Source organism: Streptomyces albireticuli (assembly GCF_002192455.1).
In the GTDB taxonomy this organism is placed as follows: Bacteria; Actinomycetota; Actinomycetes; order Streptomycetales; family Streptomycetaceae; genus Streptomyces; species Streptomyces albireticuli_B.
In genome coordinates this window covers 6559144-6583148 of sequence record NZ_CP021744.1, presented here as the reverse complement: position 1 = coordinate 6583148, position 24005 = coordinate 6559144, and the positions used below count along the sequence as shown (strand labels likewise).

Annotated in this window: 13 protein-coding genes; 4 read left to right on the top strand and 9 right to left on the bottom strand. The window is 75.0% G+C overall.

What is annotated here, in order from left to right:
- Positions 1-15 precede the first annotated feature (15 nt).
- Positions 16-903, top strand: a complete 888-nt coding sequence (locus tag SMD11_RS28555; RefSeq protein ID WP_159395369.1) for a polysaccharide deacetylase family protein — start codon at positions 16-18, stop codon at positions 901-903.
- 22 nt (positions 904-925) lie between these two features.
- Here SMD11_RS28555 and SMD11_RS28550 read toward each other — a convergent pair whose 3' ends face one another.
- The gene (locus SMD11_RS28550; RefSeq protein ID WP_087929178.1) at positions 926-1552 is read right to left on the bottom strand and encodes a YigZ family protein; all 627 of its coding nucleotides are present in this window, start codon (positions 1550-1552) and stop codon (positions 926-928) included.
- 112 nt (positions 1553-1664) lie between these two features.
- On the opposite strand from SMD11_RS28550, the gene SMD11_RS28545 reads away from it, so the two are divergent.
- Positions 1665-2252: a GNAT family N-acetyltransferase gene (locus SMD11_RS28545; RefSeq protein WP_087929177.1), complete on the top strand. Its 588-nt coding sequence runs from the start codon at positions 1665-1667 to the stop codon at positions 2250-2252.
- On the opposite strand, the gene SMD11_RS28540 is transcribed toward SMD11_RS28545, so the two are convergent.
- Entirely contained in the window at positions 2149-2775 is a 627-nt protein-coding gene (locus SMD11_RS28540; RefSeq protein ID WP_087929176.1) for a helix-turn-helix domain-containing protein, read from the bottom strand. The genes SMD11_RS28545 and SMD11_RS28540 overlap by 104 nt on opposite strands.
- 78 nt (positions 2776-2853) lie before the next feature.
- On the opposite strand from SMD11_RS28540, the gene SMD11_RS28535 reads away from it, so the two are divergent.
- Positions 2854-3783 (top strand): class I SAM-dependent methyltransferase, encoded by a 930-nt coding sequence (locus tag SMD11_RS28535; RefSeq protein ID WP_087929175.1) that lies wholly within the window; start codon positions 2854-2856, stop codon positions 3781-3783.
- A 132-nt stretch (positions 3784-3915) separates the two neighbouring features.
- Here SMD11_RS28535 and SMD11_RS28530 read toward each other — a convergent pair whose 3' ends face one another.
- The 4 genes from SMD11_RS28530 to SMD11_RS28515 form a co-directional block, all read right to left on the bottom strand.
- A complete protein-coding gene (locus tag SMD11_RS28530; RefSeq protein ID WP_087929174.1) occupies positions 3916-4677 on the bottom strand; it encodes an acyltransferase in 762 nt (253 codons plus the stop codon).
- An 82-nt stretch (positions 4678-4759) separates the two neighbouring features.
- Positions 4760-12490: a non-ribosomal peptide synthetase gene (locus SMD11_RS28525; protein ID WP_087929173.1), complete on the bottom strand. Its 7731-nt coding sequence runs from the start codon at positions 12488-12490 to the stop codon at positions 4760-4762.
- Positions 12487-15852 carry a type I polyketide synthase gene (locus SMD11_RS28520; RefSeq protein ID WP_087929172.1) on the bottom strand — a complete coding sequence of 1122 codons (3366 nt, stop codon included), beginning with the start codon at positions 15850-15852 and terminating at the stop codon, positions 12487-12489. Before SMD11_RS28520 ends, SMD11_RS28525 begins: the two co-directional genes overlap by 4 nt.
- Positions 15849-17126 carry an MFS transporter gene (locus SMD11_RS28515; RefSeq protein WP_087929171.1) on the bottom strand — a complete coding sequence of 426 codons (1278 nt, stop codon included), beginning with the start codon at positions 17124-17126 and terminating at the stop codon, positions 15849-15851. Before SMD11_RS28515 ends, SMD11_RS28520 begins: the two co-directional genes overlap by 4 nt.
- A gap of 313 nt (positions 17127-17439) precedes the next feature.
- On the opposite strand from SMD11_RS28515, the gene SMD11_RS28510 reads away from it, so the two are divergent.
- Complete coding sequence (locus SMD11_RS28510; protein WP_087930780.1) at positions 17440-17661, top strand: response regulator transcription factor; 222 nt, start codon at positions 17440-17442, stop codon at positions 17659-17661.
- A 93-nt stretch (positions 17662-17754) separates the two neighbouring features.
- Here SMD11_RS28510 and SMD11_RS28505 read toward each other — a convergent pair whose 3' ends face one another.
- From SMD11_RS28505 to SMD11_RS28495, 3 genes are all read right to left on the bottom strand, one after another.
- The gene (locus SMD11_RS28505) at positions 17755-18429 is read right to left on the bottom strand and encodes a DedA family protein (RefSeq protein WP_087929170.1); all 675 of its coding nucleotides are present in this window, start codon (positions 18427-18429) and stop codon (positions 17755-17757) included.
- A 193-nt stretch (positions 18430-18622) separates the two neighbouring features.
- Complete coding sequence (locus SMD11_RS28500) at positions 18623-20131, bottom strand: polymer-forming cytoskeletal protein (protein WP_087929169.1); 1509 nt, start codon at positions 20129-20131, stop codon at positions 18623-18625.
- Positions 20128-23985, bottom strand: a complete 3858-nt coding sequence (locus SMD11_RS28495; RefSeq protein WP_087929168.1) for a hypothetical protein — start codon at positions 23983-23985, stop codon at positions 20128-20130. The genes SMD11_RS28500 and SMD11_RS28495 overlap by 4 nt, the downstream gene beginning before the upstream one ends.
- Between the last annotated feature and the right edge of the window lie 20 nt (positions 23986-24005).

The following is a 24005-nucleotide window of genomic DNA, read 5'->3' as shown; positions in this document are numbered from 1 at the left end:
GCCAGGATCCGGAATATGCGCCTCATACGTCGTCCTTGCCGTGGGTCCCGTGCGCCCCGTCCGCGCGGCCGCCGGCGCCGGCACCTCGCCCGGCTGCTTCCCCTGCTCCTCGTCCTCACCGGCGGCGCCTGTACCCACTGGGTCCCGCGGGACTCCGAGGACGGGCGGGCCCTCGCCGGCATGGGCCCCGCGCTCCAGCAGCGGACGGCCGCCGCGAAGAAGTGGGGCCTGGAGCGGCCGCCGCTCATGGCCCCGCCGCCGCCCAAGGAGAAGCTGCGGCCGGAGACCCCGGAGTGGGCCGACCGAGGGCCGGACCTGATACCCGTCTTCGCGCGCGTACCCACCACGGACAAGGTCGTCTTCCTGACCGTGGACGACGGGGCCGCGAAGGACCACAGCTTCCTGGACATGGTGCGGGAGCTGAAGGTGCCGCTCAGCGCCTTCCTCACGGACGAGTCCGCGGCGAGCGACTACGGCTACTTCCGCGATCTGCACGCGCTGGGCGTCCCGGTGCAGAACCACACCCTCACCCACCCGCAGATGACCACGCTGACGGCCGACGAGCAGTACGACGAGATATGCGGCCAGCAGGACGTCCTCGAAGAGGAGATCGGCGTCCGCCCCTGGCTCTTCCGGCCGCCCTTCGGCGACTACGACGAGGACACCCTGCTCGTCGCCGAGGAGTGCGGCGCCCGCGCCGCGCCGCTGTGGACCGAGGAGGCCTTCCCGGACCGGATGGAGTACCGGGACGCCGAGGCGAAGTTCCAGCCCGGCGACATCATCCTCAGCCACTTCAACGGCCCCCACACCTGGGGGGCGCCCATCACGGACATGCTGCGCCTGGTGCTGCGCGAGGTCACGGAGCAGGGCTTCGCCCTGGCCCGGCTGGAGGACTACATCTGACCGCGTCCGTCGGACGACCACGTCAGGCGTCGCCGTACGCCTCGCCGCCGAGCGTGAGGGCGGCCGTACCGGCGGTGGTGTCCGCGAGCCAGGCCCGGAAGCCCTCGACGTCCGCCTCCGGCAGGCCGATCTCGATGCGCACCTCCGCCCCGTAGGCCACCTCGCGCACGGCCCGCCCGGTCGCCCGCAGGTCGTTCTCCAGCTTGCCGGCGCGCTGGTGGTCGACGGTAACCGTGGCCAGCCGGAACCGCTGCCGGGTGACCGTGCCGAGCACGTCGAGCGCCTCGCCGACGGCCCCTCCGTACGCCCGGATGAGGCCGCCCGCGCCGAGCTTGACCCCGCCGAAGTAGCGGGTCACGACGGCGACGACGTACCGGACCTCGCGGCGCAGCAGCATCTGGAGCATGGGCACGCCGGCGGTGCCGCCGGGCTCGCCGTCGTCGCTCGCCTTCTGTACGGAGCCGTCGGCGCCGAGGACGTAGGCGAAGCAGTGGTGGCGGGCGGTGGGGTGCTCCTTCCGGACCCGGGCGATGAAGGCCTGGGCCTCCTCCTCGGTCGCGGCGGGGGCGAGGGCGCAGAGGAAGCGCGATTTGTTGATCTCGATCTCGTGCACGCCTTCGCGTGTGACCGTGCGGTACTGCTCCTGCATCCGCCCAGCGTAGTTCGCGTGCGGCGGGGGCTCTCCGCCGCCCGCCCCTCTCCCGTTCCCGGGGGCCCGCCCCCGGGCCGCCGGGCGGGCCGGTTCCTCCTAGCATCAGGCCATGATCACGACTCGATTCGCCCGGCCCGAGGACGCCGCCGAGATCGTCCGGCTGCGCCGCCTGATGTTCGCCGCCATGAGCGGCGCGGACTCCCCCGGCGACTGGGAGGACGCGGCGCGGGAGACCGCCCGCCGGCAGTTGTCGGAGGCGGTGCCCCGGCTGGGGGCGTTCGTCGTCGACGGGGACGCGGCCGGGCCGGCCCACCTCGCGGCGTGCGCCGTGGGGTGCGTCGAGGAGCGGCTGCCCGCGCCCGGGCACCCGGCCGGCCTGTTCGGATTCGTCTTCACCGTGTGCACCGACCCCCGCTACCGGGGCCGCGGCATGGCGCGGGCGACGACGGAGGCGCTGCTCGACTGGTTCGCCGCGCGGGGCGTGACCCGCGTGGACCTGCACGCGACCGAGGACGCCGAGCCCCTCTACCGCGGCCTCGGGTTCGCCGAGCACTCCCTCGCCCTGTCCCTCGACGTCTCCCGCCGGGCGGCGCTCAGCCCCGGGAGCCTCCCCGGCCAGGCTCCCGGCCCGGATCCCCGCCAGGACGGGGCCTGGCCCGTACGTGCATCCGCTCGCCCTGGCGGCCCAGCAGACTGAGGATCTCCACGGGCTCCCCGCCCGCGCTGCCGAACCAGTGCGGCAGCCGGGTGTCGAACTCGGCGGCCTCGCCCGGCCCCAGGGTCACGTCGTGGTCGCCGAGCACCAGACGCAGCCGGCCGGAGAGGACGTACAGCCACTCGTAGCCCTCGTGGACCCGCGGGTCCGGCCGGCACCGGTCCCCCGGGATGACGATCTTGAGGGCCTGGAGCGGGCCGGGCCGGCTGCTCAGCGGCACCACGGTCGTGCCGTTCACCTCCCGGGGCGTGAGGCGGACCCGCGGATCACCGGACTCCGGCGCACCCACCAGCTCGTCGAGCGGCACCTGGTGCGCCCGGGCGAGGGGCAGCAGGAGTTCGAGGCTCGGCCTGCGCTGCCCGGACTCCAGGCGGGACAGGGTGCTCTTGGAGATGCCGGTGGTCTCGGCCAGCGCGGCCAGGGTGACGCCCCGCCGGGTACGGAGGCGGCGGAGCCGGGGGCCGACCTCGGACAGGGTCTCGGCGATCTCGGGTGGGTGTGCCATGCGCCCAGTTCACCGCGCCGTCCCGGAAACGGCAACAAACGTTGCCGGTCCCGCACCGACGGGCGCAGGCTGCGGCCCATGACCACACACCACACCACGCACCAGGCCGGGCACCCCACCGCGCACCACGCGGGACCCGGCCCGGGACACCACTGCGGACACCGCACCGAGGACCTCGACTGGGCGGCCATCGGCGATCAGCTGGAGCGCTCGGCGCGGGTACGGACCCCCTTCCTGGAAGGGGCGGCCGACTGGCTGGCCGCCACCGCGGACGGCGAGGTCCGGCGCGTCCTCGACGTCGGCAGCGGGCCGGGCGTCGCCTCCCTCGTCCTCGCCCGCCGGTTCCCGCGGGCCGGCGTCGTCGCCGTCGACGCGGCGCCGGGGCTGCTCGCCCGGGCCGCCGGACTGGCCGCCGGCGAGGGCCTGGCCGGCCGGGTGACCACCCACCGCGCCGACCTGCCGGACGGGCTGGAGCCGCTCGGCGCGGCGGACCTGATCTGGGCCGGCCAGGTCGTCCACCACCTCGGCGACCAGACGGCCGCCCTGGCCGCGATCGGCCGCTCGCTGCGCCCCGGCGGGCTGCTGGCCGTCGTCGAGGGCGGCCTCGGCCCGCGCTTCCTGCCCCGGGACATCGGCATGGGCCGGCCGGGGCTCCAGGCCCGGCTGGAGGCGGGCATGGAGAACGTGTTCGCCGCGATGCGCGCCGGGCTGCCGGGCTCCGTCGCGGTGACGGAGGACTGGCCGGCCCTCTTCACCGCGGCCGGCCTCACCCCGGCCGGCAGCCGTACGTTCCTGGTGGACGCGCCCGCGCCGCTCGACGACCTCGGCCGCGGGTACGCGTACGACCGGCTGAACCGCGCGCGGGAGGGTCTCGCCGACGTGCTGCCGGCGGACGACCTGGAAGTCCTGGACCGGCTGCTGGACGAGGAGTCGGAGGCGGGTGTGCGGAAGCGCGCGGACGTGTTCTGCCTGGAGGCGCTGACGGTGCATGTGGGGCGGCGGGTCTGAGCGTCCGTAAGACGGGCGGGCGCGGCGGCGGGGGCCGTGGCCCTCGACGAGCTGGGCCCGAGGGCCGGTCCCGTCCGGGGAACCCCGCGGGGCGGCCCAGCGGTGGCCGGGAGCAGAGAGACGCGGGCCGTCTCAGTCCCCCGGCTCCGCCGGCAGGTCGACCACCGACAGCAGTTCCTCGTGCGTCACCCCGCCGGGAACCGGCAGCGGGGCCGGCGTCCGCAGTGGTGGCACCCAGCCGCCCTCCGCGTCCCAGCGGCGGACGATCTTCGCCGGGGCGCCCGCGACCACCGCGTGGTCGGGGACCTCGCCGCGGACGACCGACCCGGCCGCGACCACGACGTTCCGGCCGAGCCGGGCGCCCGGCAGGATCACCGCGCCGGTGCCCAGCCAGCTCCCGGAGCCGATGGTGACGGGCGCGCTGCGCGGCCACTGCCGGCCTATCGGCTGGTCGGGGTCGTCGTAGGAGTGGTTGTCGCTGGTGACGTAGACGTAGGGGCCGCAGAAGACGTCGTCGCCGAAGGTGACCGGCGCGGAGGTGACCACGTGGCTGCCCCGGCCGAGGACCACGCCGTTGCCGAGCCGCAGCACGGGGTCCGGGCCGAGGTCGAGGCCCGGCATCATGCCGGCGGTCAGGGTGACCTGTTCGCCGATGATGCAGTGGTCGCCCAGTTCGATCCACCGCTCGCCGAAGACCGTGCCCAGCGGGAAGGCGAGCCGGGTGCCGGTGCCGATCCTGCGGAAGCGGTACGGGCCGGGGCGGTCCGCGGTCACCGCGCCCGCCTGCTGGACCCACCGCCAGCCCCGGTGCACGGCCCGCGAGGCGGCGCGACGCCCCCAGGCCGCGAGGGCGGCGGAGGCGTCGCGGGGGAACGTGTTCTGGTCCTTGGGCACCCGCTCACGGTACTCAGCGGGTGCCCCGGCGGCCGGGGCGGGCGCTGTGATCTTCGCCCCACCCCGGCCGGCCGGTACGCGCTCAGTCGCGCAGCGCCCGGCCGGTCTCCTCCTCCAGCAGCGCGGCGTAGTCCCGGACCCAGCCCTCGACGGTGGCGTGGTCCCACAGGTCGGCCGCGTACTCCACGTAACCGGTGTACATGTCCCCGGCGGGGACGAGCCCGAGGCTGAGTTCCGTGCGGCTGGCGGCGGGGGCGAGGTCCTCCACGGACGCGGTCAGTCCCGGCAGCTCGATCTCCGCCTCCAGGGAGTTCTGGTAGGCGAAGCCGAGCGGCAGCGGGGCGGGCATCTCGACGCCCAGGCGTTCACGCAGGGCCGGAGCCAGGTCCCGGGGCGGCACCACGTGCTCGACCGCCCGGACGGACGCGCGGGCCACCTGGTCGACGAGGTCGCCGAAGGACGCGGCCTCGGCGGCGCGGACGCGCAGCACGAACGCCGCGGTCGTGCAGGACACCAGCTGCTCGAACTCCCGCCGGTCCCGGCCCGCGTAGGGCACGCTGAGCACGGCCTCGGGCTGCCCGGCCTTCCGGGAGAACAGCAGGCCGAGGGCGGCCGCGGTAACGGCGTACGGGGTCGTGCCGCGCCGCCTGGCGAGTGCCTCCACGGCTTCCCGCACCCTGGCCGGGACGGTGAACATGACGGCTCCGCCGTGCCCGCTGAGGGTGTCCGGGCGCGGCCGGTCCAGCGGCAGCGTGTGCCGGAAGACGGCGCCGTCCAGCTCCCGCGTCCAGTGCTCCAGCCTGGCCTCGGCGGACGTCGCGGGCGTGTGCTCCCGCTGCCACCGGGCGAAGGCGGAGGGCTGCGGCGGCGTCGGGAGGCCGTCGGGCGTGCCGGTGACGGCGGCCCGGTAGAGGGCGGCGATCTCCTTCAGCAGCAGGCTGACGGCCCATCCGTCGCACATGGAGTGGTGCAGCACGACCAGCAGCGCCCAGTCGGCGTCCCCGGTCCGCAGCAGGCGCAGGACCGGTGCGGTGGTGCCCCCCTCCAGGTCGAAGGGGGTGTTGGCGAGCTCGGTGGCGATGCGTACGGCCTCGTCGCCGCGCGCCTCCTCGACCGGGAGGTCCACCGGGCGGGCCGGGAGCACCTCCTGGTACCACTCGCCGTCCTCCTGGACGTAGCGGGTGCGCAGGGACTCGTGCCGTTCGACGAGCCGGGTGAGGGCGGTCCGCAGCGCGGCGGCGTCCAGCGTCCCGGACAGGGTGATCCGCAGGGCCACGTTGAACACCTGGGGCAGCGCGTGGGCGCGGTGCGCGGCGACGAAGCGGATCTGCTGGGAGGTGGCCGGTGCCCGGCCCTCCACGGCGTCGCCGCCCTCCGCACCGCCCGCCGCGCCGTCCGCTTCGGCGGTCAGCCGGTCCGTCATGGCCCGCAGGGTGGGCTCCTGGTAGAAGGCCACCATCGGATAGTCGGTGCCGAAGGCGTCCCGCACCCGGTTGATCAGCCGGATCGCGGTGATGGAGTGCCCGCCGAGGTCGAAGAACGACGCGTCGGGGTCGAGGGCCTCGGGGTCGGTGCCGAACTGATCGGCCCAGAGCTCGCGCAGCCGCCGTCCGATGCCCGGTGCGGCGGGCGGTGCGGCGGGCGGTGCGGCGGGAACGGCCTCGGCGGCCGCCCGGACGGTGGCCTCCTTGCCGGCGGTCGTCGCCTTGGTGACGAGCCGCGCCTGCGGCAGGGCGGCGCGGTCCAGCTTGCCGTTGCCGGTCAGGGGCAGGCCGGGGAGCACCGACCAGGCGCGCGGTACGAGGTATTCCGGCAGCCGGGTGGCCAGTTCGTCGGCCATGAGGTCGGCGAAGGCCTGCCGGTCGGCGGCGGTCTCCCCCACCGGGTCCGCCGGTACGGCGAAGGCGGCGAGGAAGGCCTCACCCCGGCCGTCGCGGCGGGCCAGGACGACCGCCTCGCGGACGCCGTCGAGGGCGTTGAGCGCGCGGGAGACCTCCTCGGGCTCGACCCGGAAGCCCCGGATCTTCACCTGGTCGTCGGTCCGGCCGTGGAAGCGCAGGCCGCCGTCCGGCGCCCAGCGCACCAGGTCGCCCGTGCGGTAGAGCCGGTCGTCCGGGCCGCCCTCGGGGTCCGGGAGGAAGCTCTCCGCGGTCTCGGCGGGCCTGCCGAGGTAGCCGCGGGCCACGCCGGGGCCGCCGACGTACAGCTCGCCCACGGTCGCGACGGGGACCGGTGCGCCGGAGGCGTCCAGCACCCGCAGCCGGACGTTGTCGACGGGCCGGCCGATGCCGATCTCCTCGTCGTCGGGGCCGGGGAGGACGGTTTCGACGGTGCACAGCACGGTGACCTCGGTGGGCCCGTACACGTTGACCGTCTCGTACGGCGCCTCGGGCCGGGGCCGGGTGCGCAGGACGTCACCGCCCGTCAGGAGGTGGCGCAGCGGCGGCTGGACGCCGGCCGGGAGCTCCAGCACGGCCTCGCCGAGCGCGGTCGGCAGGATGGAGAGGGTGACACCCTGTGCCGCGTACCAGCGGGCCAGGGCGAGCGGGTCCTTGCGTACGGACTCGTCGGCGACGGTGACGGAGGCGCCCGCGGTCAGGGCGGGCCAGACCTCCAGGACGGCGGCGTCGAAGCTCTGCCCGCACACGACCGCGAACCGGTCGTCCGGGGTGGTGCCGAACCGCCGGTGGTGCCAGTGGCAGAGGTCCACGACGGCGCTGTGGGGGACGGCGACGCCCTTGGGGCGGCCGGTGCTGCCGGAGGTGTGGACGACGTAGGCGAGGGACCCGGCGCCGGTGCCGGCCGGGGTGCCGGCGGAGCCCGCCGGGGTGTCGTCGGGAGTGTCCTCGGGGGTCACCACGGCCAGCCCGTCGGGCAGGTCGAGCTCCGCCGCCGCGGCCCGGGTGCTGATCAGGGTCCGGGCGCCGCACTCGGCGAGGACGGCCTCGGCGCGCGGGCGGCCGAGCGCCGGGTCCAGCGGGACGTAGGCGCGGCCGGACTTCAGGACGGCGAGCATGGCCACGACGAGGTCGGCCGAGCGCGGCAGCCACAGGGCGACGGTCCCGTCGGTGCCGGGGGCGCCGGACCGTTCCCGGATCACGGCGGCGAGCCGTTCGGCCCGTTCCTCCAGCTCGCGGTAGGTCAGCACGGTGGCGCCGGAGACCACGGCGGTGCGGTCCGGGGCGGCCGCCGCCTGCCGGGCGACGAGTTCGTGGAGGGTGGTGCCGGCCGGGTCCGCGGCCGGCGGGCGGACGGGGCCGCGCTGCCAGGCGGCGGGCACGGGGTCGCCGTCGGCCACCGGTGCGGCGAGCCGGGACAGCGGGGTCGTGGGGGCGTCGGCGGCGGCCTCCAGGATGTCCCGGAAGGTCGCGAAGAAGCGGTCGACGGTCTCCGGGTCGAACAGGTCGGTGTTGTACTCCAGGTGGCAGCGGATGCCCTGGGGCTGGTCGGTGAAGTAGACGGTGAGGTCCGTGAGGGCCTTGTCGGGTCCCGCGTCCAGCGGGGTGGCCGTGACGCCCGGCAGCTCGAAGCGGAACGGTTCGTCGCGCTGGAACTCGGCGAGGGTCTGGAAGACCGGGGTGCGGTCGGTCACCCGGCGCGGGGCGAGGGCGCGCACCACCGTCTCGAAGGGCACGGCGGCGTGGTCGTAGGCGTCCAGGGCGACGGTCCGCACGCGCTCCAGGAGGGTGCCGAACGCCGGGTCGCCGGAGAGGTCGAGGCGCAGGGCGAGGGTGTTGACGAAGAAGCCGAGCACGTCCTCGGCCCGCTCCGGCCGGTTCGACATCGGGGTGCCGATGACGAGGTCCTCCTGCCCGGTGACCCGGTGCAGCATGGCCGCGTAGCCGGTGAGCAGGGTCATGAACAGGGTGGCGCGGTGGCCCCGGGCCAGGTCGCGCAGGCGCGCGGACAGTCCGGGGTCGAGGGTGCGGAAGACGGCCCGTCCGTGGGAGGTCATCGCCGCGGGGCGCGGGCGGTCGGTGGGCAGCTCCAGGTCGGGCAGCCCGCCGCCGAGCGCGTCGAGCCAGTACGCGAGGTCGGGGCCGTGGCCGTCCCCGGCCGCCGCGTCCGCCGTGGCCTGGCCGTGCTGCTCACGGGCGTAGTCAGCGTAGGTCCAGGCCGGGGCGGGCAGGGCGGCGGGGGTGCCGTCCCGCCCGGCGCGGTAGAGGTCCGACAGGTCGCGGGCCAGGACCGTGGCCGAGGCCGCGTCGACGACGATGTGGTGCAGGGACAGGACCAGGACGTGCCGGTCCTCGCCCTCGCGCACCAGGCGGGTGACGAACAGCGGCCCCTCGGCGAGGTCGAAGAGGCGGGCGCTCTCGGCGTCCAGGACGGTTCGCAGGGCCTCGCCGGAGTCCGTGCCGTCGACGACCTCGAAGTCCGGTTCGCCCGGCGGCAGGACGAGCTGCCGGGGCTCGCCGCCGGTCTCCCGGAAGACGGTCCGCAGCCCCTCGTGCCGGGCGACGAGGCCGCGCAGGGCCGCGCGCAGGGCGGGCACGTCGAGCGGGCCGTCGAGGCGGACGGCCTTGGTCTCGTTGTAGGCGGTGCGGCCCGGGAGCATCCGCTCCAGGAACCAGATGCGCTCCTGGCCCGGGGAGAGCGGGGCGTCCTTCGCGGCCGGGGGCCGCTCCTCCTGGTGACGGCGGCGCAGCGCGTCGGCGTGCACGAGGCCGCTGCGCAGCGCGTCGGGGGTCACGCCGAAGTCGACGAGCGACACGATCTCGTCGGCGCCGGCCTCGGTGACGGCGTCGACGACGGCCGAGACGCTGTCCACCGAGCCGATGAGGGCGCGCTGGTCGCAGTAGCGGTCGTAGGCGCGGCGGAAGAGGGTGTCGAGGTCGTCCTCGCTGAGGGCGGCCAGGTCGACGTTGTGGCCGAGGCTGTTGGCGACGCCGCCGAAGAGGGACAGGGACGCCCGCATGTAGCGGGACAGCGGTTCGTAGGCCTCGGCGCGCGCGGTGTCGTGGTCGGCGGCGAGGTAGGTGTGCAGCAGGACGGCGACCCGGCCGGCGGCGGGGTCGAGGCCGTGGGCGGCGCGGGTGCGGCGGTAGAGCGCGACGTTGTCGCGGAGCTGTTCGACGCTCTGCGTCATCAGGTTGGTGACGATGCCGAGGCCGTGCCGGGCCGCGAGCTCGTACGACGCGGGGTTGCCGACGACCGCCGTGTACATCGGCGGGGTGTCCTGCACGGGCCGGGGGAACAGCTTGACGCCCGCCTCGCCGTCGCCGGTGGTACGGGTGAGGGCCTCGCCGTGCCAGAGCCGGCGGACGTCCTCCAGCTGCTCGTACATCAGCTCCCGGTGGCGCCCGAAGCGCTCGGGGAAGAAGACGAAGTCGTGCGCGTGCCAGCCGCTGGCCACGCCGATCCCGATGCGCCCGCCGGAGAGGTTGTCGACCATCGACCACTCCTCCGCGACGCGGACGGGGTCGTGGAGCGGCAGGACGACGGAGCCGGCGTTGAGCCGGATCCGCTCGGTCTCGCGGGACAGCGCGGCGGCGAGCACGGCGGGGTTGGGGAACAGCCCGCCGAAGGAGTGGAAGTGCCGCTCGGGCATCCACAGCGCGTGGAACCCGTGCCGGTCGGCGAAGCGGGCGGTCTCCATCAGGAGTTCGTACTTGCCCTGGCGGGGGGCGTCGTCGTCCTGGGGGTAGTCGCCGAAGAAGTAGATGCTGAAGTCGGTGACGCGACGGGCGGCCCGCGCCACCGGGGGGCCGGCGGGGGCCGGGACCACGGGCCGGGCGGCGGCCGCGTTGAGGGCCATGGAGGGGACGACGGCACTCACCGCAGGCGCGGCACTCACCGCAGGCGCGGCACTCACCGCAGGCGCGGCACTCACCGCAGGCGCGGCACTCACCGCAGGCGCGGCACTCACCGCAGGCGCGGCACTCACCGCAGGCGCGGCACTCACCGCAGGCGCGGCACTCACCGCAGGCGCGGCACTCACCGCAGGCGCGGCACTCACCGCAGGCGCGGCACTCACCGCAGGCGCGGCACTCACCGCAGGCGCGGCACTCACCGCAGGCGCGGCACTCACCGCAGGCGCGGCACTCACCGCAGGCGCGGCACTCACCGCAGGCGCGGCACTCACCGCAGGCGCGGCACTCACCGCAGGCGCGGCACTCACCGCAGGCGCGAGCGCCGCGGCTCGTGCCTGCGGGGCCGGCCCGGCCTCCGGGAGCGGTGCCGGGGACGGCCTCGGGGGGATCGCCGGGCCGCCCGGGAAGAAGCCCGCGCCGCGCAGCTCGCGCAGGGAGTCCTTGACCGCGTCCGCGATGAACTCGATGTCGCCGTCGGAGTGCGCGGTCGAGAGGAAGAAGTTGCGCCACTCCCAGACGTGCACGCCGCGCAGCATCAGGTGGTGGTAGAGCAGCTCCATGTCCGCGCGGTGGTCGAAGCGGAACTGCGAGCCGAAGTGGCTCATCCGCAGCGGGTACTCCTCGGCCTCGAAGAAGGCGTTGAGCGTGGCGGCCAGTTCGTCCGTACGGGCGTTGAGGCGCCGCTGGAGCGTGGGGCTGTGCTCCTTGAGGTGGGTCAGCACGGCCCGCGCCGCGACCATCGACACCGGGTGCTGGATGTACGTGCCGCCGAAGAAGGTCGTGTCGGCGGGCGGGTAGCTGTCGTCGCCGTACGACCAGTAGCCGCCGTCGACGCCGTCCATGATGTCCGCCCGGCCCGCGATGGCGCCGATCGGGAAGCCGCCGCCCAGCAGCTTGCCGTAGGTGGCGAGGTCGGGCGTCACGCCGTACAGCTCCTGGGCGCCGCGCGCGGCCGGCCGGAAGCCCGTCAGCATCTCGTCGAACATCAGGACGATGCCGTGGCGCCGTGTCAGCTCCCGCAGCGCGCGGACGAACGCGACCGGCTGGAGGGACGGGTGCCGGCTCTGCACGGGCTCGACGACGACCACGGCGATCTCACCGGCGAGCCGCTCGATCGTGTCCAGCGAGTCCTGGCTGCCGTAGTCGAGGACCAGCAGGTCGGCGACGGCGCTGTGCGGGATGCCGCTGGATACGGGCACGGTGGGCCGGCCCGCCCCGGCGCCCGACGCGCGCCCGAGGACGGTGTCGGCGTGGCCGTGGTACGCGCCGTTGAAGATGACCATCTTGTCGCGGCCGGTGGCGGCGCGGGCCAGCCGGATCGCGCCGGAGTTCGCCTCGGTGCCCGAGTTGGCGAAGGCCACCCGCTCCATGCCGGTCAGCCCGGCGAGCAGCTCGGCGGACTCGCCCGTCTCGATCGTGCGGGGGCCGAGCTGGACGCCGCGCGACAGGTGCTCGCGGACCGCCTCGCTCACGAAGGCCGGCTCGTGGCCGAAGAGGAGCACGCCGAAGCCCATGGTGATGTCGACGTACGCGTTGCCGTCGACGTCCTCCAGGCGCGAGCCGCCCGCCCGGCGGCCCGCGATGGGGTACAGCATCTCCTTGGTCCCGCTGCGGAAGCCCACGACGGCCCGGCTGTCGGCGAGCACCCGGCGGTAGCGCTGGGCGATGCTCTTGGACGTCGGGGACTTGGCCGTGTAGCGGCGGACGAGGTCGTCGAGGTGGTCCTGCTGGGACCTCGGCGAGGCGCCGCGGACCATGCCGGAGGAGCGCGCGACGCTCACCCGGGGGCCGTGCGAGCGCTGCGGCTGCGCCTCCTGGGAGGCGGCGGCTCCGGCACCGTCCGTGCTCTCCGGGGCCGCGGGGGCCGCCGGGTTCGCAGAGGTCTCCGGGGCGTCGGTGACCTCCGGCGTGCCCAGCTGGCGCGCGATGCGCCGCGAGAGCTCGGCCATGGCGGCCAAGTCCTGGTCGAGGGCCGCGGAGGCGGCGCTGAGCCCGGTCACCGGGCGGCCTTGCCGTTGCCGTTGCCGACGCCGTTGAGGCCGCCGCCGTGCCCGTTGACACCGTTGAGGCCGCTGAGCCCGGACGTCGCGGCCGCCGTCTGGAGGGCGAGCAGCTGCGACAGCTGGGACATCATCTGAAGCTGTATCTGCGATATCTGGTGCAGCTTGTGCGCGAGGTCCTCCAGCTCGCCCCGCGTGGCGTACTCGGGCACGGCGGCAGCCGCAGCGGCCGGGGCCGGCTCGGGCGCGGCGACGGGCTCCGGCGTCGGCACCGGCGGCTGCCGCAGGACCGGCCGGTCCACGGCCGGCGGTTCCGGAGCGGCGGGCTCCAGGGCCACCGGCGCCGGTGCCTCCGTCACGGCCGGCGCACCCTCCGGAGCCGCCGTCCGGCCGGCGATGAGCTCCGCGAGCTGCCGCGGCGTACCCGTCTCCTCGAACAGCTCCCGCATCGTCACCTTGACCCGGTGCTCCTGCTCCAGCTCCCGGAGCACGCTGATCATCTGGAGCGAGTCCGCGCCGAGGTCGAAGAAGGAGGTACCGCCGTGGATCGCGGCCGGGTCGTGGCCGAGATGCCGGGCGGTCGACTCGATGATGCTGCGGAGAACCCGTTCGACCGCTGCCTCGTGCTGTACCACTGTGGCTCCATCTGTCTCTGGTGTTCCGGTACGCGGGGCCGTCGGCTCCGGCCCCGTCCAGTAGTGCTGGTGCTGGAATCGATAGCCGGGCAGCGGGATCCTCCGGCCCCCGCTGCCCGCGACGAGCGGGCGCCAGTCGAGGTCCGCGCCCGCGCAGTGCAGCTCCGCGGCCGCCGACCACAGCGCCTCCGCCCCGGCGCCGCGGCGCAGCGTGGGCAGGGCCCGTACGCCGGGCAGGGCCCGCCGGGCCAGGCCGCTGAGCGTGGTGTGCGGCCCCGCCTCGACGACGGCGGCGAGGTCCCGCTCGCCGAGGGCGCGCAGCGCCAGGTCGAAGCGCACCGGCTCGCGCGTCTGGCGTACGCAGTAGTCGGCGTCCGGGGTCCAGCCGGGGGCGTGGACGTGCCCGTCGAGGCCGCTGACGAAGGGGACCGTCACGGGCCGGAAGGTCACACCGGCGAGCACCGCCCGGAAGGGCGCGAGGGCGGGGTCCGTCGTCGCGGTGTGGAAGGCGCGGTCCACCGGCAGCCGTTCGCCCCGGATCCCTCGCGCGTCGAGCAGGGCGAGGAGCTGCTCCACGGCGGTGGTGGGCCCGGCGAGCACCTGGCCGCGCTCGCCGTTGGTGACGGCGTGCTCCAGGCCGGGCACCTCGGCGGCCAGCCCGGCCGCCGCGGCGCGGTCGAGGGGCACGGCGACCATCCCGCCCGGTGCGCAGAGGCGCCGCATCAGCCGGCCGCGCTCCGCGGTGAGGCGGAGGCCGTCCTTCATCGAGAGGGCGCCCGCCGCGTGCAGGGCGGCGTACTCGCCGACGCTGTGGCCGGTGACGGCGTCCGGGGCGAGGCCGGCGGCGCGCCACAGCCGGACCGTCGCGGCCTGGAGCGCGAACAGCGCGGGCTGCGCGGTGTCGGTGGGCCACACCCCGTCCCCGGGCGGGGTGCCGGTGCCGAGCAGCCCTTCGAGGAGCGAGGTGCCGTAGAGGTCGCCGTGGAGGCGCTCGCAGGTGTCGAGGACCTCGCGCACGGCGGGGAACCGCTCGTACAGCGCCGTCGCCATGCCGGGGTACGGGCTGGCCTGCCCGGTGAACATCAGGCCGACGCGGGCGGCGCCCTCGCGGGGTGCCGTGCCGGTGGCGGCCGGGGCGGTGGCCGGGTCGGTGAGCCAGGCGTCGAGGGCGTCGGCGAGCGCGGCGGTGGTGGTGCCCCGGACGGCGATCCGGTGCCGGCCGTGGACGCGGCCGAGCGCGGTGGTGGTGACGAGGTCGGCGAGGTCGGTGCCGGGGTTCCGCCGCACGTGGTCGCGCAGGGCGCGGGCGCCGTCCGCGAGGGCCCGCTCGTCGCTGCCGGAGAGGAGCGCCACGCCGGGCGGCCGGGCGCGGCCGGTCCGGGGCGCGGGTTCCGGCGCCTGTTCGAGGACGAGGTGGACGTTGGTGCCGCCGACGCCGAGGGAGGTGAGGCCGGCCCGGCGCGGGGTGTCGCCCCGCGGCCAGGGGGTGGCGGCGCGGGGGATGTGGAAGGGGCTCCCGGCCAGGTCCAGCAGGGGGTTGGGGGTGCTGAAGTTCGCCATCGGCGGGATGACGCCGTGCTGGAGGACCAGCAGCGTCTTGACGAGGCCGGCCAGTCCGGAGGCGACGTCGAGGTGGCCGATGTTGGCCTTGGTGGAGCCGAGCGCGCAGTAGCCGGTCCGCGCGGTGTCCTCGCGGAACGCGGCGGTGGCGGCGTCGAATTCGATGGGGTCGCCCTTGAGGGTGCCGGTCCCGTGGGTCTCCAGATAGCCGATGGTGTCCGCGCCGACGCCGGCCCGGTCCAGGGCCCGGCGGATCGCGGCCCGCTGGCCCTCGGCGCTGGGCGCCGCGTACGCCTTCTTGCCCGCGCCGTCGTTGGTGACGCCCCAGCCGCGGATCACGCCGTGGACGGTGTCGCCGTCGGCGACCGCCCGCTCCAGGCGCTTCAGGACGACGGCCACGACGCCGGTGCCGCCGACGGTGCCGTCCGCGGCCGCGTCGAAGGCCCGCAGCCGGCCGCTCCTGGAGAGGATGGAGCCCTTGACGTAGCGGTAGCCGAGCACCTGCGGCACGTGGACGGCGGTGGCGCCGGCGAGGGCGACGTCGCAGTCGCCGAGGAGCAGCGCCTGGGCGGCCTGCTGCACGGCGACCAGCGAACCGGAGCAGCCGGTCTGGACGCTGACGGAGGGGCCGGTGAGGCCCAGGCGGTAGGAGACGCGGGTGGCGGTGAAGTCGGTGTAGTTGCCGACCATGATCTGCATCCGGGAGAGCCAGTCGTCCTCGGTGGCGCCGGTGAGGACGTTGTTGAGCAGGTAGTTCTCCATGGAGTACAGGTGGTAGCCGGTGGTCGCGTAGACACCGATGCGGGTGCCGTCGCGCTCTCCGGGGTAGCCGGCGTTCTCCAGCGCGTGCTGGGCGCACTCCAGGAACATCCGGTGCTGCGGGTCGGTAAGCCGGGCCTCGCGGGCGCTCATGCCGAAGTGCGGGGCGTCGAAGCCGGAGACGTCGTCCAGGATCCCGGCGGCGCCGACGAAGTCGGGGGCGCGGTATTTCTCCGCGGGGATGCCCGCGGCGGCCAGCTCCTCCTCGGTGAAGCGGGTGACGCAGTCGGTGCCGTCGCGGATGACGCGCCAGAACGCCTCGGGGGTGTCGGATCCGCCGGGGAGGCGGAAGGCCATGCCGATGACGGCCATGGCCGGGTCGCCGGCCCGGGGAGTGGTCGTGCTCATGCGCTGTGTCCTTCCGCGGTGGGCAGGTCCCGGCCGGCCGCCGCCTCCCGTGCGCCGCCGCCTTCCTTCTCGCGCCGCGCGAGGGCGGGCCCGCGCCGGAACAGCACGGCGAGGAGGACGAGGCACAGGGCGATGGCGCAGCCGTGGAAGACGGATACCACCGGCAGGGGGGCGAAGTGGTCGAGGAGGGCGGCGCTGACGATCATGCCGAGGCCGAAGCCGGTGTTCTCGGCGGAGGCGGAGAGTCCGAACAGCCGGCCGCGCTGCGCGTCGGGGGCGGCCTGGAGCCGGGTCACGTACACGATCTCGGTGAAGCCGTCGGCCGCCCCGGCGACCAGCGCGGCGGCGATGGCGGGCACGGTGGGCAGCCCGCAGAAGACGAGGATGAAGCCCGCCGACATCACACAGGAGCCGACGGCGAAGGCGCGCTCCCCCGGTGAGCGGCGGCCCTTGGTCAGGAAGCGACCGCACAGCTGCTGGGCGACGATGTTGCCGAGCGCCCAGGTGGCCCAGAACTGGCTGACGAACGTGGCGGGGTGGCCGGGGTTCAGGCTGTCCGAGTAGATGGGCAGGGCGACGTTGTGGGACGAGGAACCCAGTCCGTCGACGGCCCGGACGGCGATCATCACCGCCAGCAGCGGTGCCGTCCGCAGCAGGAAGCGGACGCCCCACTCCGCGGCGGCCGGGTCCGGCTTTCCCGGAGCGTCCGGCTCCGCCGCGGCGCGGGTGCGGATCGGCAGCAGGAAGAGGACCGTCGCGGAGACGACGAAGGTGGCGGCGTCGAGCGCGAAGGCGTAGTGGTAGCCGAGCCCGGCGACCACCACACCGGAGGACGCGAATCCGGCGATCATGGCGAGCGAACGGCCGGTGACCAGCAGGCCGTTCGCCCGGGTGCGCAGGCCGGGGCCGACGATCTCCGGGACGCTGCTGCGGAGCGCCACCTGGGACAGGGTCGAGCAGGCGCCCGTCACCACGGCCAGCGCGAAGAGCAGCGGGACCCGCCCGGCGTCGGGGGACAGCAGCAGGAGCACCAGCGCGGTGGCCTGGGTGAGGTCGGCGCCGACCATCAGGCGCTTGCGGTCGTGGCGGGAGACCAGGCGCCCGGCCACGAAGCCCGCCAGCACGTTCGTCACCAGGCGTACGGCCATGAAGAGGCCGGCGACGAGCGCGCTGCCCGACACGTGGTAGACGAAGACGTTCAGCGCCACCATGTTCAGATAGCTGCCGTATGCCGAGATCCCGTTCCCGATCACGAGCAGCCGGAAGTGCCCCACGCGCGTCCCCCTCCAGTCGGCCTCCGATGGGCGCCGCGGTCGGCGGAGGCCGCGTCCACAGTCGCCCGGTTCGAAGCGTGTCTGGAGCCACGCGAGTTGGGGACTTGACATCCTCCCTTCGGCCTATCTCACGGGAGTTGGCATGCGAGAAGTGGGCGGCGCCACTTTTTGCTTGCTTTTCACCGGTCTCGTGATTAGATCGTTGTGTGTCACAAGGGGATTGCGCTGTGCACACGGCCGGGCCGGGCCACAAGCCGGGCGGGCCGCCCGGCACGGCGCGCCGGCTCCACCGCCATACCCATGGAGAGAGATGATGCCCGGCCACACCGCGCAGAGCGGGCCGCCCAGCCTGTCACCCCGCGAGCGCGAGGTGCTGGCGCACATCGGCGCCGGTCTGACCTACCACCAGATCGCGAGGCGGCTCGGCATCAGCGTGCACACCGTGGGCACGTACACCCGCCGCATCCGCGCCAAGCGCTCCGCGCCGACCCTCGCCGACCTGGTCCGGCTGAGCATCACCCAGGCGAACGGCTGAGCCGGGAGTCCCCTCCCCCGCGTACGGAAAAGGCCCCCGGGTCTCCCACGTGGGAGACCCGGGGGCCCGCTCGGCGGACGGCCGTGCCCCGCCTCACTCGGCGGCGGCGACCGCCTCGGTCCCGGCCGGGCTCGGGGCGACCGCGGCCTCGGCCTCGGCGGCCCGGGCGGCCTTCTTGGCCTTGATCCGCATGACGACGAACGAGCCGAGGCCGAACAGCACGGCGGCGACCAGGCCGAGCCAGGAGAACTTCTTCAGCCACTCCTCGGCGACCTTGCCGACGCTGTAGATCACCGCGACGGTGCCGCCGGCCCAGACGATGCCGCCGAGGACGTTGGCGATGAGGAACTTCCAGTACGGCATCTTCAGCACACCGGCCAGCGGGCCGGCGAAGATCCGCAGCAGGGCGATGAAGCGGCCGACGAAGACCGCCCACATGCCCCACTTCTGGAAGGAGCGCTCGGCGGTGGCGACGTGGTGCGGGCCGAAGTGCTTGGGGAACTTCCGGCCGAGCCACTCCAGCAGCGGCTTGCCGCCCTTGCGGCCGATCAGATAGCCGATCGAGTCACCGATGATCGCGCCGGCGATGGCGCAGCCGCCGAGCACGTAGGGGTTGATGTGGTCCTGCGTGGCGGCCAGCAGCGTGGCGCTGACGAGGACGATCTCACCGGGGAGCGGGATGCCCAGGCTCTCCAGCCCGATGACCCCGCCCACCAGGAGGTAGACGGCGACCGCCGGTACTGTCTCTAGCCATTCCTGGATGTGCAACGCCGGTTCCTCCCGATTGACGACCTCTGCCCGGCGCGCGCCCGTCGGGGACGCACGCCGGGAAGCCTACTGGAGGGGAGGACTCCCTCAGTGGGGCGTGGGTTGCGACCGTGGTGGCGACGGTTCGGTCACAAGTCGGTACGGTGACCTTGCGGACGGAACCGGACACTCACCGTGACCACACCCAGGTGGCTCACTCGCCGGCCGGGGGTTCGGTGGTGGCGGGAGTGTCCTCGGCGGAGGGGAGGTCCGGGGGCGCCTCGGCGGTCGTGCCGTTCCGCTCGATCTTCCAGTAGCCGTTACTGATCGGATTGCCCGGCTTCCACCGGAAGATGTACGCGCGGTCACCGTCGTAGTCGTAGGCCGGTGCGTAGAGGTAGCCCCCGTACTGCGTGTTGCTCATGCTGATCCGGTCGTTGTGGGCGAGGACACCCTTGCCGCCCCGCGTGACGTCGACCCCGGCACTCACCGTGCCCGCGACATTGAGCGAACCGGTGACGCTCCCGTTGACCTGCATGTCCTTGCCGACGACCAGCTTGGCCGGCGTATAGATCGTGACGTTGTGATAGAAGACGGACTCACCGGCGGTGCTCGTCTTGAACGTCTTGTTGACCTGCACGTCCCCGTCCGCCGTCAGCTTCCCGGTGATCCCGGCCGTACCGCCGACCGAGGCGTTGCCGTCGACGCGCAGTTCGCCGGTCGCGGTCAGCTTCTTGCCGTTCAGGACGGAGACGGGGTGGTTGAACTTCGTCTCCGCCGCGCTGCCCGTCGTCAGGCTGCCGTTCGCCTGGAGGGCCCCGCTCACCGTCAGCGCGTCCAGCGTCTGGTCCGTGACGCACACGGTCAGGTGGTCCCAGCGCACCACGAAGCCGCCGTCCGGGGTGGGCGTGACCGTCTTGAGGGCGAACGCCGTGTCGCGCCGCACGGTGTCGGCCGGGACGTCGTACTTGCTGCCGCCCGCGATCCCGGCGTCGGTGACCCGCCGGCCGTCCATGTACAGCTCGTGGCTGTCGCCCCGCACGTGGTGCCATTCCAGGCGGACCGGCGCGTTCGCGGCGACACGGGTGGCCGGCGGGCCGCCCTGGCCGGTGAGGGCGACAAGGGCGCGGCCGATGCCGGGGGCCGGGTCGGCACCGCTGCGGAAGGGGAACTTCGCGACCTCCAGGGTCGTGGTGAGGGGCGTGCCGGGGATCGGCCCCTCCTCCGCCGCCCACTCCTCGATCCCGATCCGGGCGACGCCCGCCTTGTCGCTGACCATGATCCGGCGGAGGGTGAGGTACAGCCCGTCGACGGTGACCTCGCTCTCCCCGCCCTGCGGCGCGATGCTGAACCGTACCTTCGACGAGCTCTCCGCGCCCGCCGCCGGGAACACCGCGGTCTCCGCCGTCGGCACCGCGAGCAGGACGTCCGACTGGACGTCGACGACGGTCCAGCCCGAGTCGGGCTCGACGTAGGCGGAGATGCCCTCGCCGGTGAGCGCCAGGTCCTGGGCGAGGGTGCCGACGGGGAGCACGATGGCGATCTTGCTGCACCGTACGGGGGTGGTGCCGCTGTTGGAGATGACCAGGTCGATGTCGGCGTAGGAGTTCTCGTCCTCGTTGCCCGGCTTGACGTTCGGCGGGCTGGCGGTGAGCGGGTTGGGGACGGTCGTCAGGGCGTAGCTGAGCAGGGTGGCCCGGTCCGCTCGGGGCGCGTCGGTCATCGGCGGTCTCCTTGGGTCTCGGCGGCGGTCTCGGCGGTCTCGTCGGCGGGGGTGGGGCGCAGGGTGAGGCGGCCGGTGCGCAGGGCGGGGACGGGGTGCGGGTGGTGGGCCTCGCCGTCGGTGGCGTGGGTGCCGGCCTCGGTCCACTGATCGCCGGTGGCGCTCTCCACCCAGGTCCAGGTGCCGTGCCGGTCGGAGGGGCGGGGCAGCAGGAGCGCGGGCGGGTGGACGGTGCGGCCGCCGTTGCCCGCGGGGTCCGGCTCGGGCACGTACGGGGTGGTGGGCAGCGGGCCCAGCCGGAAGGACACCGGGAGCTCGGCGAGGGGAGGCTCGACGAGCCGGGCGGGCAGCCGCACCTCCGCCGTGGGGAGGATGTCGGTGGTGGCGTGCACGGTGCCGCGCGGGTCCGCGAGCAGGGTGAGGAAGGCCGCGTCGCGGTTCTCGGGGTCGCTGCCGGGCGGCCGGGCGGGCAGCGTGAGGGAGGCGCCGGTGCCGATGGGGGCGAAGTAGTCGCGGGCCTCGCCGGGGAGCTCGGGGGTGTCGAGCACGGTGTGCAGCAGCCTGTAGTCGGTGGCGCGGTGGTCGCCGTGGAAGTAGCCGACGAGGCCGTCCGCGAGCTCGTTGCGCTCGCCGAGCCGGACCGGCCAGCGGTAGGAGGGGTAGCCGGGCGGGGTCCCCTCGCGCAGGTTCCGCCAGGACGGGTCGGTGTACGGCGGGCCGTCCAGGTCGATGCCGAGGCGGACGCGCAGGAGTGCGAGCGGGCGGCCGAGCAGCACGCTCGGGGTGTGCGGCGGCGGGGCGTCGCCGACGGGCGCGGTGGTGGACAGGGTGCGGTCGATGACCGTGAGGAGGGCACGCAGGGCGGCCGGTCCACGGTCGGCGGCGGTCAGGGCCACCAGGAAGTCGTGCAGGTGCGGGTACGGGTCGCGCAGTTCGCCGATCGTGCGGTAACGGGAGTGCGGCAGCGGGTGCCAGGTGGCCCGGGTGACGCCGTCGGGCGGGAGGGTGGTGCGCAGCTCGCCGAGCGGGGCACCATCGGGCGCGTAGGCGTACAGCGCCCGGTCCAGGTACCCGGGGACGAGCCAGGCCGCGACGGCGGTGGTGTCCGGGTCGCTCGACGTGGTGAGCGGGTTGAGGTCGTCGAGGGCGTCGAGCAGCGTGAACCCGGCGCGGGCCGGCTGGAGCAGGCGCGGCGTGAGCTGGGTGAAGCGGTACCAGGTGGGCGGGTTGATGGTGTGGTGGCCCTGGGCGGGCGCGGCCGGGTTCCTGAGCGAGGGGGTGAGCTCGGCGGGGAGCTCAGGGGCGAAGCGGCGGGCGGGGACGCCGACGCCGATGACGTCGCCGGGTTCGTTGCCGGCCGCGAAGAGCAGGGCGCGCGGGTCGGGGAAGATCGCCGGCAGGGTGTGCCCGAAGCGGTCGATCACGGCGAGCCGCTCGAAGGCGAACTGCCCGGCGCGCAGCTGCTGGTAGAGGGAGGCGTTCCAGCCGGTGAAGGGGCGCGGCCGGGCGCCGGGGTCCGGCGGCAGGGTGCGGGCGGCCGCCTCGGTGAGCGCGGTGCGCAGGTCGGGCGAGAGCCGCGAGTGCGGGTTGAGCGAGGCCGGGGTGTGGCCGCGCGCCGTGAGCTGCTCGGTGAAGCCGACGAGCGGCTGGGCGAACAGGCCGGCGTCGTCGGCCTGCCGGGCCAGGGCGCGCAGGGCGCCGGCGGCCGGTCCCGGGTGGGTCCGGGCGTACTGGCGCAGCGCGGCGGCCATGGTCTTCCCGGGGGTGGGCGTGAGGAACTGGCGGCCGCGGAGGCTGACGGGGACCGGGTGGGCGCCGGTGCCGAGCCAGCGGTAGGAGCTCCCGTCGAAGCTCCAGTTGGCGCGCCCGGCGCCGCCGTCCCCCGGGTCGCCCTGCCACTCGATGGGGAAGTAGTCGACCTTCCACTCGAAGAACAGCGGTGACCAGGGCTGGCGCCAGGCGGCGGTGTACGCGCCCGGGGTGCCGACCGCGTTCTCCTCCGGGGCGCGCATGGCCTCGGCGAGCGCGGTGACGTCGCCCTGGTGGCCGGCGGCCCGGGCGAGGGCGCGGGCGTTGGAGGGGGCGAGGTGGAGGAGCTCCCGCAGCAAGGCGGCGAGCACCCCGGCCAGGCCGTCGGGCGCGGGCAGGTGGGGTGGCGCGGGGGTGTCCGCCTGGCTCGCGGTGACGGTGGTACCGGCGACCCGTACGCCGGTGACGAGCGCGGCCGGCCAGCGGCAGGCGAGCGGCGGGTCCTCGTCCTCCTCCTCTTCGCCGTACGTGCCCTCGGGCACCGTGTAGAGGTCGGTGGTGGCGGGCTGTTCGGGGTCGGGCGGCAGGGGCCGGTCCTTGGTGCCGCGGATCACGACGACGGGGTCGTTGGGGAGCTGGAAGCCGGGCAGGACGTCCCGTTTGAGGACGACCTCGCCGACGGGCAGCCCGTGGGTGTCCTGGTAGGCGCGGATGGCGTCGTCGAGGTCGCCGGGGGATGCGGCCCAGGGGATCGCGGCGCGCAGCGTGGCGACAGTGTCGCGCCTGGCCCGGGCCTCCTCGGTCGCGGTCCGCACCAGCGCGTCGAGCCGTTCGCGGTAGGCGCCGGCGGGTTCGCCGGGGGCCTCGGGGACCTTGGGCAGGTTGGCGGCCCACCACAGGTCGTAGAGCCTGCGCTGGGCGGCGATCAGGTCCTGGACGGCGGCGTCGTGGGCGGCCTGTGCTTTGTTGAGCCCGGCCAGGGCCTCGGCGTACGCGGTCCGGGCGGTACGGGTCCGGCGCCGCGCGCCCCGGGCGGGGGCCTCGGGCGGGACGTCCTCCAGAACCCAGGTGTAGCCCGCGTGCGTGGGGGTGAACCAGGAGGCGTGGAGGGCGCGTTCGGCCCGGAACTGCCCGTCGGGTTCGTCGAGCAGGTCGAGCACGCCGGAGTGGGCGGCCGAGAGGAGCGCGGCGAGCTCGGGCGGGGCGCCGGCCCGGCGGCCGGCGTGCTCCTCGATGGCCTTCGTGGCGTGCTCGGTGTTGTTGCCGACGCCGATGGTGACGTAGTCGGGCCGGTCGGAGGCGGGCATCGGGCTGCCCCGGCGCTGCCAGGCGACGTCGAGGACGGTGCCGTGGCAGACCGTGCGGGCGGCGTCCGGGGCCGTGCCGCCGGCGGTCCAGCGGAGGGCGGCCATCCGCGCGGCGAGGTCGCCGGCCAGCGGGTCCTCCGCGGGGTCGCCGTACCAGCCGGCGACGAGGTAGTTGAGCTGCCAGGCGGCCTCCGGGTCGAGGTCGTCGGTGCGGTCGTGCACGGAGAACACGTCGGTGTTGTACGGCTGGTAGGCCGCGAACGTGGGCAGGCCGGGGCCGACGGCGGTGAGGAACAGCCCGCCGGGGGTGCCGGGTTCGCTCCACTCCCCCGAGGCCAGGTCGACGCGGCGCCCGATGCGGGTGAGGCGCCCGTCGCGGTCCATGTAGGGGCTGGTGCCGAGGGCCGCGTCGAGGTGGTCGCTCTCGACGATCCAGCCGGTGTCGGTGCGCTCGCCGGACCCCGTGGCGACGGCCTGGCGGACGACCAGCCACCGGTTGGGGACGAGCGGGAAGACGGGGACGCCGTCGCCGTCCGTGTCGGTGCCGTGCGTGAGGGCCTCGGGCAACTGCCAGTGCAGGTAGACGCCTTCGCGATCGGGGTCGGAGTTGAAGGCGGTGTCCGTGTTGGAGAACGCCGGCGGTTCGGGCGACAGGTTCAGCCGGGTGAGGGCGTAGTTGGCCTGCCAGCGCTGGAAGACCTCCGCCAGGCGGACCCGTTCGTTGACGGTCAGCGCCTCGATCTGCATGGGGACGACGAGCGGCTGCTGTGCGGCGGCCGCTTCCGGGGTGTCCGTCACTGCGCCTTCCTGCCCTTCCT